Source organism: Bradyrhizobium sp. McL0616 (genome assembly GCF_049993385.1).
Lineage (GTDB): Bacteria > Pseudomonadota > Alphaproteobacteria > Rhizobiales > Xanthobacteraceae > Bradyrhizobium.
The window spans coordinates 5151971-5166327 of record NZ_CP188255.1 but is presented as its reverse complement, the minus strand read 5'-3'; the positions used below and the strand labels follow the sequence as shown (position 1 = coordinate 5166327).

Sequence of the window (14357 nt, the reverse complement as noted above, 5' to 3'; positions counted from 1 at the left end):
CGTGCCGCGCGTGTGACAAGCTCACGGTGTCCCGCCCTGCCATCACACTTCGCGCCGACGCTGCCACGTCCACCGCAACCCGGCCTGCATCTCGTGACGATCGCGAAACGCCCCTTTGACGGGCCGAAATGAAGTGTCGATGCCATAAATCCGAAATTCGGAAAAGTGAAATATTTTTGCGCGGAGGGATTGACGGAGTGTTTTGCCCGACGGGACGTGCGGGGCACGAGGAATACGATAACGCGAAAGCCGACTCGTCCAAGCTTCTCGGCGGTATCGATCCAGACGTGATGATCGCACAATGTGCCGGCGACGATCACGATGGTAGCCGCTCCCGCTCCAAACTCCGTGAATCCGAGCCGAAGGCCATTGATTGAAGCCGTTGGCGGACGTAGCCGGTGACGATCACGTCGGCTTTGTCGAGGTCGGTGATCTCAGCAGGGACAAGCTCGATAGCGGGTCCAAAATTGCCCCGTCCGCCATAGATCGCTTGCGCTCGACCAGCATGGCAAGAGCTTGAGTTAGGCGCTGCTTGACTTGGACCTGCCCCAGTTGCTGGGGTGACGGGGCAAGTGCTCGGAAGGAATTACGAAAGCCTACTTCCAGACGCGGGCGAGTGTCAGGGCCAGACACCCCAGCGCGGCGCTGATGGCACCGACGATCGTGTTGGATTGGGCGAACAGGCCGGTTTCAATGAAGACCTGGCCCGCGATGTAAAAGCAGACGGCGGCCAGGAGCAGGCAGGCGCAGCCGACGACGATCGACAAATATCGTATCGCTTTCACGGCCAGAGCTGGTCTTGCGGGAAGTGCGGGATCGCTCATGCAAGTTACAACAACGCGGCCGACAGCTGGTTCCTGCATCGCCGCGCATGAGAAACAGCCTCAACTACGCGCGCAACAGTCCACCAGCGCGCGCCAGATGCGCTTGATTTCGATGGCTCTCTGAAGTTCGAGGACGTGGTTCGCGCCCGGCTGTGGGGGTGTTCGTTCCGAGCGCATCTGTCGTGGTGCGATCCAGCGCTCGGATATGGGATCGGGCCAGCTGCCAAGATTGACCAAGTTCATGTCCCTTCGTGGGCGCCTCATGGAAGACAAACGCCGCGGAAGCGCGGGGTGTTCCAAAAGCAGGGACGAAAGGTTGAGTGCTGAGGCGGCCCGAAACGCTAGTGCTTCGACTCGTTGCGTTCGTCGGGAGGCAATCCGTCGCTGTGCGGCCCCGGCTTGCGGTACTTCCCGATCAGCCGCTTGATGTCGTCGATGGCTTCGAGCAAAGGCGGCGTCAGGGAAAACAGCGCTCCCATCGCAACGGCGATGATGGTGTGGCGCAGCGAGATCTTCTCGTCGTCATCGAAGGCGTAGGCATTGCGGCCGATCGGCACGGGCACCAGCCCACGCGACGATCGCGGATGATCCGGCTTCCGCGTCCTGCGCGGCGGGAACATGACCACGACAAAGAGCACGTTGATCAGGAGCCAGACGCCTAGAATGACAAGAAAGGTCTGCATTCAAAAACCAAGGATGACGCAATGTGTCGCCGGTTCGAGCAGGCATTGAACGGCCGTTCGCATGCCAATGCAAGTTGCACTTTCGTTCCGGGTGAATTGGGAACGAGGGTGCATTGCACAGTCATTGTCGGAATTCGGCAGGCTGAGGCGTGAGCGCGCTCGATCGGTCCTCCGCCGTCAGAGGCCGCCCAGCACTTCACCAAAATGTTTCTTCACCGCGCCGTTGCAGCCGCAAGCGCTGGCTTCAAGCGCTGGCGTGTCGAGGATCAAGATGGCGCCGCGTCGCGTCGCAAGGATCCGTCTCGCCTTGAACATCTGGATGACGCGGCTGGCATAGCTGCGGGAGACGCCGAGCATGCCGGCGAGCTGTTCGTGGGTCAGGGGGATCTCGTCGCCGCGGACATGCTGCTGCACGGCGCTGATCCACTTGGCTGCGCGCTGCTCGATCGAATGCGCGGCGTTGCAGGAAGCGGTCTGGAGCAGTTGCGCGACCTGGCAGGCGGCGTAGCGCGCGAACAAATCCTGGAGGCTCGCCGATCGCTGCTGCGCCTGTTCGAGTATGCGCAGCGGCAAGCGCAGAACCGTGCCGCCCACCTTCACGACGATGCGTGAATAGGCCAGCGACGGGCCGCGCCCCGAGGCAATTCCGACCGCACCCTCGCGGCCGACCAGAAAGCTTTCGACCTCGCGGTCATCCTCGACCGGCACGGCGAACGACACGAAAGCGGGGCCGCAGGGAAAGTGAACGACCGCGATGCTGTCGCCGGCATGATGCAGGATGTGGGTGGCGGCGAGCTCGACCGTTTGCAAATGAGGGGCGAGCAGCTCGAAATCATGGGTACTGAGCCTCCGAAGAAGCTCGTTCTGGGGCCGGCCGGTCACGCTTTTTATCTCTTACCAGGCCGGGAATCGGCACCGGTGAACCCTACGTTTCCACGGAGGAACCGACCGTTCCAAAGTGTACACAACAGCTTCCGGGAAATCGAAATATTGCCGCCGAACCGCCGGCGGTCCCGCCGCGTTGCACGCGGGTTACGCCTCGAACTCTGTTCATGTCCGGAGAACTACGGGAATTCGAAACGGGCTTTGAAACAGACTCTGAAAATAGACCCCAAAGATAGCCTTGGACGCTCTGTTCAGGAGTGAACATAAGGCGCGTGCCGATTGGATTAGCGCCGCGACCGTCCCGTGCGCTCTGCCCGACGGACCGCCGGCCATACCCACGATACGCCGCGAGGGCGGCGGGTCCCAGAGCATCTCTCGGGGGCATCACTTGCGGCCGCTATCCGAGGCGCGCTTCGCGCGCGGCCGACAGGCGGTTCAACGCCACGCGCTTTCGGTAAGCGTCGATAGCCCTGTTGGCGAGCATCAGCGGCCGGCGTTCGCCGGTTTTGAGCTGCGCTTCGATCGCATCGAGAATGATGTTTGCGGACGCATCCGGCGGGCCGAGCTCGCCGCTCGTCTCGAGGAAGCTCCAGGCAATGAAGAATGCGCTTTCGACCGTGCAGCGAATGGACATGTGCTGCCAACGCGGTGCAGCCACGGCCGTTCCGCGCGCCGAAGTCGCGCCTTACTTCAGCGACGAGCTGATCGAACGGAGTTAATGCGCGGAGGACAGCATGACGGCGAGACCAGCGTCTCGCCGCCGAATGCGTCTCAGTTCTTCAGCACGATGCGGCCGACCACCTTGCCGGCGCGAAGTTCTTCGATCCATTTCTGGACGTCGCCCATCGGCTCTTCGCGCATCGGCGTCGGCTTGATCTTGCCGGCGCGGGCCAGCGCCATCAGCTCCTGCGCCTCCGCGAGCGTGCCGACCATGAAGCCTTCGATGGTCATGCGCTTGTAGACCCATTGCACCATCGGCAGCGTGAACTGGCCGCCCATCAGGCCGGAGACCACGATCTTGCCGCCGCGCGCGGCGACCGCGACCGCAAACGCCATCGACTTCTCGTTGCCGGCGAAATCGACGATCTCGTCAAAGCCGCCCTCGGTCTCCTTCAGGATACGCTTGATGACATCGGGCTCGGACGGATCGTAGGCGCTGGCTGCGCCGTTCGTCAGCGCGCTCTCGCGCGCGGCCGGCGAGAGATCGGCGACCGTGACCGGCTGCTTGAACATGGCCTGCGCAAACGACAGGCCCATCATGCCGACGCCGCCGAGGCCAATCAGCAGCAGGTTGCGCTGGCGCGGACGGTCGACCAAACGCTTGAGCGCGCCGTAGGCGGTGACACCGGAGCACATCAGGGTCGCGGCCTGGTTGACGGGCAAGGGATCGTAGTCGAGCAGATATTTCGCGTCAGGCACCAGCACGTGGGTGGCGAAGCCGCCGTCGATGGAGACGCCGAGGAAGCGCTGCTTGACGCAGAGATTCTCGTCGCCATTGGCGCAGTCGCGGCATTGGCCGCAGCCGATCCACGGAAACACCGCCTTCTTGCTACCTACGAGGCCGGCCGGCGCGTCGGCGCCGACTTCGTCGACGACGCCTGCGATCTCGTGGCCGAGCGTGAAGGGCAGCGTCATGCCGCGCGTGGTGTCGAGCTTCTTGCCGCCGCCAAGATCGGCATAGCCGTCCTGGATGTGCAGATCGGAGTGGCAGAGGCCGCAGCGTTCGATGCGCACCAGCACCTCGCGGCTTTGCGGCTTCGGCGTATCGACGATGGTCTCGCACAAGGGCGCATCGAACTTGACCAGGGATTGCCGACGCATCAACGCCATATTCCTTCCTCCGAAATTTTCCGCTAAAGCGCGATGCGCTTTAGCTCATTGTTTGAGCATGATCTCTTTCGGAAAACCGCTTTACACTTTTCCGGATCATGCTTCATCTTTCGTTTCGTATATCCGCCAATTCACGCGCCATGGCAACAAAGCCTGCAACCGGAATGGTCTCGGCGCGCCGCGTCGCATCGACGCCGGCGGCAGCTGCGAGCCGCGCGGGATCGACGCCAAGCGATTTCAGGCTCTGGCGCAGCATTTTGCGACGCTGGCCGAAAGCTGCGGCCGCGACCTGTTCGAGCAGCTTGCGATCGCAGGCAAGAGGCTTTTCGCGCGGTATGAATCGCACGACGGAGGAGGTGACCTTCGGCGGCGGCACGAAGGCGGACGGTGAAATGTCGAACAGGATTTTCGTCTCGCAGCGCCAGTTGGCGAGCACGCCGAGACGGCCATAGGCTTCCTCGTCCTCGCGCGCGACGATGCGCTCGCCGACCTCGCGCTGGAACATCAGGACCATCGTCTCGTACCAGGGCGGCCAGGGCTCGGTGGTGAGCCAGCCGATCAGGAGATGCGTCGCGATGTTGTAGGGCAAATTGGCGACGATCTTTGCCTTGTCGCCTGCGAGCAGCGGGCGCGGGTCGAAGGTCATGGCATCGCCATGCACGATTTCGAGCCGGCCGGGATAGCGCGCTGAAATGTCCTGCAACGCCGGGATCGCGCGCTCGTCATGCTCGATCGCGATGACGCGTTTGGCGCCGAGCGCGAGCAGCGCGCGCGTCAGGCCGCCCGGCCCCGGGCCAATCTCGACGATGGTGCAGTCTTCGAGCGGTGCTGCCGCGCGCGCGATGCGGGCGGTGAGATTGAGGTCGAGGAGAAAGTTCTGGCCGAGCGATTTGCGGGCCGACAGAGCGTGCTGGCGAATGACCTCGCGAAGCGGCGGGAGGTCGTCGATCGCGCTCATCAGCTTTTTGCAGCCGCCATGCGGCTGGCAAGCTTGAGCGCCGCGATCAGGCTGGCCGGATTGGCCTTCCCGGTGCCGACGATGTCGAACGCGGTGCCGTGATCGGGCGAGGTGCGGACGAAGGGCAGGCCGAGCGTGACATTGACGGCGTCGTCGAAGGCGACCGTCTTGATCGGGATCAGCGCCTGGTCGTGATACATGCAGACCGCGCAGTCATAGCTGTTGCGCGCAGCTTCGTGGAACATGGTGTCGGCGGGGAGCGGCCCTTTCGCGTCGATGCCGTCGTTGCGCAGCGTCTTGAGCGCCGGCGCGATCACCGTCTGCTCCTCATGGCCGAGCGAGCCGTCTTCGCCGGCATGCGGATTGAGGCCGGAGATCGCGATCCGCGGGTGCGCGATGCCGAAGCAGGATTTCAGTTCACTCGCAACGATACGCACGGTCGAGACGATCAGCTCGCTCGTGAGCTGGCTCAACGCTTCGCGCAAGGAAACGTGGATCGTCACCGGCACTACGGCGAGCCGCGGCGACCACAGCATCATCACCGGCTGCGGCACGCGGCCGTCGACGCTCGCGAGCTCGGCGAGGAATTCGGTGTGGCCGGGATGGCGGAAGCCTGCGCGGTAGAGCACGCTCTTGGCGATCGGATTGGTGACGACGGCGCCGGCGCGGCCTTCGCAGACGTCAGCGACCGCCTGGCGGATCGAGGCGAGCGCTGCCGGCGCGCTCGATCCATCGGGCTTGCCGGGCTCGGCCGTCGCAACTTCGCCGGTTGCAACCACGGGCAGTGCGTCGGTGAAGGCGGCCTCGGCCTCGCTCGCGCTCACCGAGGCAATCTTGACGTCCGCGCCGAGCGCGCGGGCGCGCCGCGCGACCAGCGCTTCGTCGCCGAGCAGATAGAAGGCGGGCAGGTTCAATTCGCGGCGCCTGAGCCAGGCTGCGATGGTGATGTCGGGGCCGATGCCGGCGGGCTCTCCCAGGGTCAGGGCGAGGGGCTTTGCGAGAGCGGGGGCCATCAGGGCTTGCGATATTCGATCATCGCCGCCTTGCGGATCTCTTCGAGATAGGTCTTCTGGGTCTTCTCGTATTTCTGCTGGTACATCTGCTCGCGGATCTCGCGCTTCTTCGGCGTGTCGATCGTGGTCGGCTTGCGCGAGCACAGCACGACCATCTCGATGCCCTGCTTGGTTACCTCGGGCGCGGTCAGATGCCCGATCGCGGTGTCGTCGAGCACCTTGCGCAGCGTCTCGGGCAGGTCCGCGGTGGTCTTGGTGACGCTATCGCGGATGGTCGCGTTCGGCGTCGAGCGGAACAGCGAATTGGCTTCCTCGCAGCTTCCGACGCGCGAGCGGTAGCTCTCGGCTTCCTTCAGCCGCGTCTCCGTGAATGCCTGGGGCGATCCGCGCGGCACGATCAGCACGATCGGCTGCATCTTGTATTCGGTGCCCTCGATCTGGAGCTTCTCGTTGCCACCTTCCCGCACCTTGTCGGCGACGTCCTTTTCGCCGACCATCAGCTTCTCCTTGTAGCGGCCGCGCACGAGGCTGGTCCAAACCATCTCGGCCTTCATGCGGCCCTTCAGGGTCTCGGGGCGGACGCCCTTGACCTCGAGCGACTTGGTGAGCTGATCCGGCGTGATGCGCATGCGCTGCGCCATGCCCTCGTAGGACTGGTTGATGTCGGAGACGCCGGGGTCGACGCCGTACTTCTTGCCTTCCTTGATCTTCACCCTGTCGTCGATCAGCTCGTTGATGACCTCCTGACGGGCCGGGGTCTTCTGCGTCGTCAGCTGGTCGAGCTTGGAGCGCTGCTCGATGTCGTAATCGGTGATGGGGTCGCCGTTGACCATGACGACGATGTTCTGCGCCCGCGCCGGCGCGCCGGCCAGCATCAGCACCGCGCCGAAGACGAGAAGGAGGAAGCGAAAGACAGGCAATGGGGTCGTCATGATTGTCGCTCGTATGTCAGCCGCGATGAACCTGCGATCGGGAACACGCGGTTGGCACTTCAGATGGTTTACTGGATGCCGGAACTGCTGGACCCCGTCGAGGTCGCCAGCGTGCGCAGTCCGATCTGGAACATGAACGCGTGGGTCAACACGGGCGGCGTTGTGCCCGCTGAATAGCTATACGAAGTTACATAGTTCGCCGCCAGCACGAAGCAATCGTCGACATAGCCGGCGCCGAGCACATATTGGTTGATCTTGTTGGCCTCGAGGTCCCAGCGCGCCGAGCCCGTCACCACCCAGTTGGTCGCAACCTTGATCGAGCCTGAGGTCAGGATGCCCTCGCGGCGGGTCAGGTAGCCGAGCTGCGGCTGCGGCGCGTAATTGCCATACAACATGCTGACCGACCAGCGATTGAAGTTGGCGCGGCCTTCCGCCTCGAAGCGCTGGATGTTCCAGGTCTGCTCGTCCATGCGGGAGCGGACGCTGAACGTATACGTGCTGTTCGGCGAATAGGCGACGCTCGCCACGTAGTCGGAGCGCGGCTTCTCGAGGCCGGAATCGACGCCGGTATTGATGGAATCCTGAACCGCGAAGGAGTTCAGGCCGAACAGCTGGTAGGACTGGCCGAACAGCACCTTGACGGCGCCGCCCTTGTCGAACTGCGTGGTGGCCTGCATGCCGACATTGGCGCGGCCGCCGCCCTCGACGCGGTCGTAACCGGAGAACTTGTCGACGCTGAACAGGTTCGAGGTGTCGAACACCAGGCTCTGCGCATCCTCGTTCGGAAGCTTGCCGGCATAGGTCTCGTTCGGCCGGATGATGATCTGCGCGATCGGCTCGATGGTGGTCGAACCCCAGGGCTGAACGTTGATGAAGGGATAGCGGTATTCGAGGCCGACGGTCGGCATCAGGCGGAACGCCTGGGTGTCGCCGACGGGCAGGTAGTTCGACACGCCCGGCTGGTTGGAGACGTCGGAGTTGATCGCGTCGGCGCGCAGGATCGCGAACGGCGTCCAGATCTCGCCGAACGGATCGGTGTACGACTTGCGCCACTGCGCCTCCGCCGTCAGGCGGGTGTAGGTGCCGGGGAATCCGCGCAGCAGGCACTGCGACGGCGTGCGCGCGAGCGGATCGGCCGAGGTCGTCGTGCACAGGCCGTTGGTATTGGCAGCCGTCGTGATCGGATCGAACACGGCGTCGTTGCGGGTCAGGTTGACGAAATTCGTCTTATAGGAGACCTCGCCGCCGAAGATCGGATAATTGAGCACGTTCGAATAGTCGACCACGGGATAGACAACCGGTACCTGCTGCTGGTTGCCCGAGAAGCTCAGCCAGTACATTGTACGCGCGTCGAAGAAGCTGCGATTGCCAACGCCGGTCAGATAGAGCTGCGAGATCGCGTCCGTCGGCAGGTTCAGGAACGATCCGAGCGGATCGCGGTATGCCGACAAGCGATAATCCGACATGAAATAAAAGTCGGAGAGCAGGACGCCGTCCCAGCCCCAGACCCATTTGTCGTTCAGCGCGAACTGGCCCTTGGTCTCAAGGCCACCGCGGAACTGGCGGTCGCCCGGCAGGCCGGCGAAATTGCCGGGGTTGAGCTGGTCGATGCCGTAGGCACGGACCTGGTAGGCGCCGTCCATCAGGCGCTGGCGGAACTCGGCCTGGAACAGCACGCCCTGCTTGGAGGTGATGCGCGGGCTGAAGGTGGCGTCCATATCGGGCGCGATCGCCCAGTAGAACGGGACTTCAAGGCCGTAGCCAAACGCCGTGTAGGAGCTGAAGCCCGGCATCAGGAAGCCGGTCTTGCGCTTCACGGTCGGGTCGGGCGTCGAGAAATACGGCATGTAGGCGATCGGCACGCCGAAGAACTCGAGCTGCGCCGTCTCGAAATACAGCATCTTCTCCTGCTGGTCGTGGATGATGCGAGCACCCTTGACCTGCCAGAGCGGCGGCTTCTTCGGATCGTCCTTACACGGCGCGCAGGCCGTGTAGACGCCGTTCTCGAACACCGTGTAGTTGCCGGAGGAGCGGTCGGCGCGGGTCGCGGCCATGCGGGTCTGGTCGGCGGTGTCCACGCGCAGCGAATCGACGAAACCGTCGCGGTAGTCGTCGGAGAGATCCAGGATCTCGGCATAGGTGATCTTGCCGTCGGCATCCGTCATCCGGATGTTGCCTTCGGCATGGAGCCGCTTGGTCTTCTGGTCGTAGATGACCCTGTCGGCCTCGACGCTGGTGCCGTTGTAGAACAGCTGCACGTTGCCGACCGCGGAGACGCGCGAATTGTTGTAGTCGTAGTCGACCTCGGTCGCCTGCACGAGCATCTGCCCGTCATTGGCGACCTTCGGCGGCGTCGGACGTGGCGGCCGCGGATTGTAGGTGAAGCTCTGGGCGGCGGCCGGCCTCACCGCGGCAACATCAATCATGCCGGCGAGCGATGCGACAGCGGCAAGCGCAAGCAGGATTTTCCGGATCTTGCGTACAGACAAACCAAACCCGTTCGCGCGCACGAGGGTGCGCAACGCCAAATCAGACACGGGTCCTCGGCGGACGGCCGTCACTATCCGTCCTCCTGATACAGCAAGGCCAAAAAGCCGGTGAGGCCGCCCACCACCACGGGCAACCACGCCGCAGCGATCGGATGCATCAACTCAGCCTTGCTCAAGTCTTCAGTCACTTTCGACAAAACGTAGAGCAGAAAGCCTGCGCCCACGCCACTCAAAACCATCTTCTGTACGCCGCCCATCCGGAAGAAGCGCAACGACACGGAGGCCGCAAGCATCACCATAGCTGCGAGCAAAAACGGCTGTGCCAGTAGCTTGTGATACTGGAGTCGATATCCGGCTGTCGCGAAGCCCGAGCTCTCGGAGGACCGGATGTAGCTCGGTAGTTGCCAAAAGGACACAGTTTCGGGTGTGGAAAAGCTGTTGCGGACCTGTGCCTCGGTCAGTGTCGTTGGAATCTCCAGGCTGGCCTGGTCGACCGGCGGCGAGTCCAGCGTGAAGCGGCGCACGCCCTTGAACAGCCAATGGCCGGACTCGAGCGCCGCCTCACGCGCCTCGACCCGCTCCTTGAAGTGCTGCTCTGTGTCAAACCGAAACAGCGTGAGGCCCGTGAGTCGGACGCCCTGCTGCTCGCTGCGCGCCGCGTTGATGATGGTCTGGCCGTCGCTGGTCACCTGGTTGAGCCAGAAGCCCGAGGCGTCCTGGATGCCGCCGCCGGGCGCCGAGCCGAACAGCTCCGCTTCCATGCGCTTGGAGAGCTCGCGCAAGTTCGCCGACATCGGATTGTAGGCGATGGTGGCGATCACCCCGATCAGCAGCGCGCTGCCGAGCGCCGGCGAGATGAACTGCCAGGCCGAGATGCCGGCGGCGCGCGCGACCACGAGCTCGAGCCGTCGGGACAGCGCGAGATAACAGGTCATGGCGCCGATCAGCATGCAGAACGGCGTCAGCTTCTCGAGCAGCTGCGGCACCCGGAACAGCGAGGTCTCGGCCACCATGATCGCGGAGGCGGACGCGAGCCCTGAGGTCTTGCGCACCATCTCGATGTAGTCGACCAGCACCAGCAGCAGGAAAATGCTCGCGAACACGCCGAGCGCCGCGACCACGAAGCGGCCGGCGAAATAGCGCCCGAGTGTGTTGGTGAGCATGCTCATGCGGTGGCCGGCCGTCCGAACAGCCGCGCGATGCGCGCGTTCGATCTGTTGATGGCCTCCATCAGGCCGGCAGGCGGCTCGACCACGACGCCGCCGACAATCATCCACATGCCGGCGCCGATCGCGACCGCCAGCATCGTATATTGCACGGCCGCCGCGATCGGCGATTTCACCGCCATCACCGAGCAGGCGAATCCGGCCATGCGCAGGCCGAACACCGCAATCACCGAGCCGCCGATCGAGAAGTTGCGGCTCTGGCGCGTGGTGCGCGGCGCGCCGAGGAAGGCGAAGGTCAGCGCCGCAAACGCAAACGGATAGAGCGGCGCCATCAGGCGATCATGCAGCTCGGACCAGAACTGGCCGGGGACCGCCTTGAAGACCGGGTCGTCGTCGGATGGCGAGAACAGCTCCCAGAGATAGCGTTCACGGATGCCGAGGGTGACGTCGTGGCCCTGGTTGGAGAACTTCGACATGTCGAAGCCGTAGCGGCCGAACGCCACCAGTGCAGGATCGCGCTTGCCCGCCTCGAAGCGCTGGAGATTGCCATCCTTGAGAATCAGGAACGATCCGTTGTCGTTCTTCACGACTTCGCCGTGCTCGGCGACGATCGAGACGCGCTCATTCGGATCGCGGCGGTCATCGATGAAGATGCCGGCAAGGATGCCGCCGGGCTGGCGTTCGCGGATCCGGATCGTGAGGTTCTTGTCGAGCTGGGCGAAGCGGCCGGGCTGGAGGATGTTGGTGAGCACGTCGGCGGTGATCTCGGCGTCCCACTGCTTGATCCGCCGCATGCCGTCGGGCGCGAGGTAGGCCGAGATGAAGGCGACCAAGAGCGCAACGACGCAGGTGGCGTAGAAGAACGGATAGAACAGCCGGAACGGCGAGAAGCCGGCGGCATTCATCACGATGATCTCGGAATCGGTGGCGAGCTTGTTCAGCGTGTGCGAGATCGCAATCATCAGCGCGATCGGCGAGATGATCAGGACCAGCGCCGGGATGACGAGGCTGGTGATGCCGAGGAAGGTAAGGATGGTCTGACCCTGGCTCGTCATCAGGTCGATGCCGCGCAACGCCTGCGTAATCCAAATCACACCGGTGAGGCTGACCAGGACGAGCGCAAACGACGCCAGCGTCGTGCGGAAGATATACCTATCGATCGACCCCATGCGCTACCGCACGAATCCCCACTAAGCCCCAATGCAGTCCCCGCGATTTCCGGCTGTCCGCCCATCCCGCAAAGGGATCCCCAGGGTCGCGCAGCCATCTCGTCCGCCGGCTTACTTTCTCACTACCATCCCTTTGATCCGTCAACAAAATGGCTGCCCCGTGGCACGGTCAATATATGGTTAATATTTCACTCGTTGTGGCCTGGCGGCCACGGGCGGTGCTTGGCATTTGCCGGGCCGGTGGCCCATAGTGCGGAAAGTCTAGTGAATCGCCGTTCAGCTCTGGCCCTTGACCGGGACCGCCGATCGGCAAAAAGGCCCGTCTTTTAGAGGAGTTACCCATGTCCGATGCCATCAAGGTCGGCTTTGTCCCGTTGGCTTCCGCCGCCCGTGGCATTCTGGTCGTGTTCTGTGACGACGGTCTGAAGCTGGGACCGGTGACGACCAAGGCGCTCGGTGGTGCGACCGAGCTCGTGAAGCGGGCAGCTGCCGCCGCCTCATTCAAAGGTAAAAGTGGCGCGGCGCTGGACATCCTGGCCCCCGAGGGGGTGAAGGCTGAGCGCCTGATCGTGATCGGGGCCGGGAAGGGATCGGCGCTGAATGCGAACGACTTCCTCAAATTCGGCGGCGTGGCGGCGAGCAAGCTCAAGGCAGGTTCCGCTGCCATGACCATCATGGCGGAACTGCCTGGCGGCGCCATGACCAGCGAGCAGGCGGTTGGAATCGCCTCGGGCCTGCGGCTGCGCGCCTACAAGTTCGACCGTTACAAGACCAAGAAGAAGGACGGCGAGGAGGGCGCCTTGCGCGCCGACATCTCGCTCGCGGTTGGCGACGCCGTCTCGGCGAAAAAGGCTTTTGCCTCGGCCGGCGCGATCGTCGACGGCGTCGTCATCGCACGCGACCTCGTCAACGAGCCGCCGAACGTGCTCTACCCCGAAGAGTTCGCGCGGCGTGCAAGTCAGTTGCGCAAGCTAGGCGTCAAGATCGAGGTGCTCGACGTCAAGGCGATGGAGAAGCTTGGCATGGGCGCGCTGCTCGGCGTCGGCCAGGGCTCGTCGCGGCCGAGCCGCACCGTCATCATGCGCTGGGACGGCGGCAAGAAAGGCGAGGCACCGGTCGCCTTCGTCGGCAAAGGCGTGTGCTTCGACACCGGCGGCATTTCGATCAAGCCGGCAGGCAGCATGGAGGACATGAAAGGCGACATGGGGGGCGCTGCCTGCGTCGTCGGGCTGATGCACGCGCTCGCGGCACGCAAAGCCAAGGCCAACGTGGTCGGCGCCATCGGCCTCGTCGAGAACATGCCCGACGGCAACGCGCAGCGGCCGGGTGACATCGTCACCTCGATGTCGGGCCAGACCATCGAGATCATCAACACCGATGCGGAAGGCCGCCTCGTGCTGGCCGACGTGCTCTGGTACGTGGCCAAGAAAACCAAGCCGAAATTCATGGTGGATCTGGCGACGCTGACCGGTGCGATCGTGGTCGCGCTCGGCACCGAGCATGCCGGCATGTTCTCCAACAATGACGAGCTTGCCGACCGGTTGCTGGCGGCCGGTATCGAAAGCGGCGAAAAGGTCTGGCGCCTGCCGCTCGGCCCCGAATACGACAAGCTGATCGACTCCCAGTTCGCCGACATGAAGAACACCGGCGGCCGCCATGGCGGCTCGATCACCGCGGCGCAGTTCCTCCAGCGCTTCGTCGACGGTACGCCGTGGGCGCATCTCGACATCGCCGGCACCGCGATGGGAGCGCCGAAGACCGAAATCAACCAGAGCTGGGCTTCCGGCTATGGCGTCCGGCTGCTCGACCGATTGGTTGCAGATCATTACGAGCGCAAATGACGCAAGATGACTGAAGTACTGTTCTACCATTTGCAAAACATGACGGTTGAGAACGTCTTGCCGCCACTTCTCGAGAAATCGCTGGAGCGCGGCTGGCGCGTCGTGGTGCAGTCGACTTCGCCCGAGCGGGCCGATGCGCTGGATGCGCATCTGTGGACCTATCGCGACGATTCCTTCCTGCCGCACGCGACGTGGCGCGTGACCGATGCCGCCGATCAGCCGATCGTGCTGGCGATCGAGGAGGACAATCCGAACGGCGCCAATGTCCGCTTCCTGATCGACAACGCTGTGCTGCCTCAGGATTGCCAAGCCTACGAGCGCATGGTGCTGCTGTTCAACGGCGATGATCCGGACGCGCTGGCGGCTGCCCGCAGTTCTTGGACGGATTGCAAGACGAAAGGATTTGAGGTCACTTACTGGCAGGCCGACGAACGGGGCCGGTGGCAGCGGCGGAATTAGCGGTCGTTTCCAATTAATGATAATTTGTACTTTCGACGGCACACTGGTTTCGGCCACCTTCGTGCCGCAAAGTGATGTTGGGACAATCGCTTAGGACTGGTCCTTCAG

Annotated in this window: 13 protein-coding genes; 2 read left to right on the top strand and 11 right to left on the bottom strand. The window is 63.7% G+C overall.

Features of this window, described 5'->3' with window-relative positions; all coding sequences use genetic code 11:
- Positions 1-596: 596 nt before the first annotated feature.
- From ACPPVR_RS25255 to lptF, 11 genes are all read right to left on the bottom strand, one after another.
- Positions 597-767 carry a hypothetical protein gene (locus tag ACPPVR_RS25255; protein ID WP_426609280.1) on the bottom strand — a complete coding sequence of 57 codons (171 nt, stop codon included), beginning with the start codon at positions 765-767 and terminating at the stop codon, positions 597-599.
- A 398-nt stretch (positions 768-1165) separates the two neighbouring features.
- Complete coding sequence (locus tag ACPPVR_RS25250) at positions 1166-1507, bottom strand: phosphonate metabolism protein PhnM (RefSeq protein WP_426609279.1); 342 nt, start codon at positions 1505-1507, stop codon at positions 1166-1168.
- Positions 1508-1684: 177 nt separating this feature from the next.
- Positions 1685-2389 carry a Crp/Fnr family transcriptional regulator gene (locus ACPPVR_RS25245; protein ID WP_426609278.1) on the bottom strand — a complete coding sequence of 235 codons (705 nt, stop codon included), beginning with the start codon at positions 2387-2389 and terminating at the stop codon, positions 1685-1687.
- A gap of 400 nt (positions 2390-2789) precedes the next feature.
- Positions 2790-3026, bottom strand: coding sequence for a hypothetical protein (locus ACPPVR_RS25240; RefSeq protein ID WP_426616180.1), 237 nt, complete (start codon positions 3024-3026; stop codon positions 2790-2792).
- A 137-nt stretch (positions 3027-3163) separates the two neighbouring features.
- Positions 3164-4222: an alcohol dehydrogenase gene (locus tag ACPPVR_RS25235; protein WP_426609277.1), complete on the bottom strand. Its 1059-nt coding sequence runs from the start codon at positions 4220-4222 to the stop codon at positions 3164-3166.
- 103 nt (positions 4223-4325) lie between these two features.
- Complete coding sequence (gene rsmA / locus ACPPVR_RS25230) at positions 4326-5180, bottom strand: 16S rRNA (adenine(1518)-N(6)/adenine(1519)-N(6))-dimethyltransferase RsmA (RefSeq protein ID WP_426609276.1); 855 nt, start codon at positions 5178-5180, stop codon at positions 4326-4328.
- Positions 5180-6193 carry a 4-hydroxythreonine-4-phosphate dehydrogenase PdxA gene (pdxA, locus tag ACPPVR_RS25225; protein WP_426609275.1) on the bottom strand — a complete coding sequence of 338 codons (1014 nt, stop codon included), beginning with the start codon at positions 6191-6193 and terminating at the stop codon, positions 5180-5182. The genes rsmA and pdxA overlap by 1 nt, the downstream gene beginning before the upstream one ends.
- A complete protein-coding gene (locus ACPPVR_RS25220; protein ID WP_426609274.1) occupies positions 6193-7125 on the bottom strand; it encodes a peptidylprolyl isomerase in 933 nt (310 codons plus the stop codon). Before ACPPVR_RS25220 ends, pdxA begins: the two co-directional genes overlap by 1 nt.
- A gap of 68 nt (positions 7126-7193) precedes the next feature.
- The gene (locus ACPPVR_RS25215; RefSeq protein WP_426609273.1) at positions 7194-9686 is read right to left on the bottom strand and encodes an LPS-assembly protein LptD; all 2493 of its coding nucleotides are present in this window, start codon (positions 9684-9686) and stop codon (positions 7194-7196) included.
- A complete protein-coding gene (lptG, locus tag ACPPVR_RS25210) occupies positions 9686-10783 on the bottom strand; it encodes an LPS export ABC transporter permease LptG (RefSeq protein ID WP_426609272.1) in 1098 nt (365 codons plus the stop codon). Before lptG ends, ACPPVR_RS25215 begins: the two co-directional genes overlap by 1 nt.
- Positions 10780-11949: an LPS export ABC transporter permease LptF gene (lptF, locus tag ACPPVR_RS25205; protein WP_426609271.1), complete on the bottom strand. Its 1170-nt coding sequence runs from the start codon at positions 11947-11949 to the stop codon at positions 10780-10782. The genes lptG and lptF overlap by 4 nt, the downstream gene beginning before the upstream one ends.
- Positions 11950-12290: 341 nt before the next feature.
- Between lptF and ACPPVR_RS25200 the strand changes: the two genes are divergently transcribed.
- A complete protein-coding gene (locus ACPPVR_RS25200; RefSeq protein ID WP_426609270.1) occupies positions 12291-13790 on the top strand; it encodes a leucyl aminopeptidase in 1500 nt (499 codons plus the stop codon).
- A 6-nt stretch (positions 13791-13796) separates the two neighbouring features.
- Positions 13797-14249: a DNA polymerase III subunit chi gene (locus ACPPVR_RS25195; RefSeq protein WP_426609269.1), complete on the top strand. Its 453-nt coding sequence runs from the start codon at positions 13797-13799 to the stop codon at positions 14247-14249.
- Positions 14250-14357: the final 108 nt, after the last annotated feature.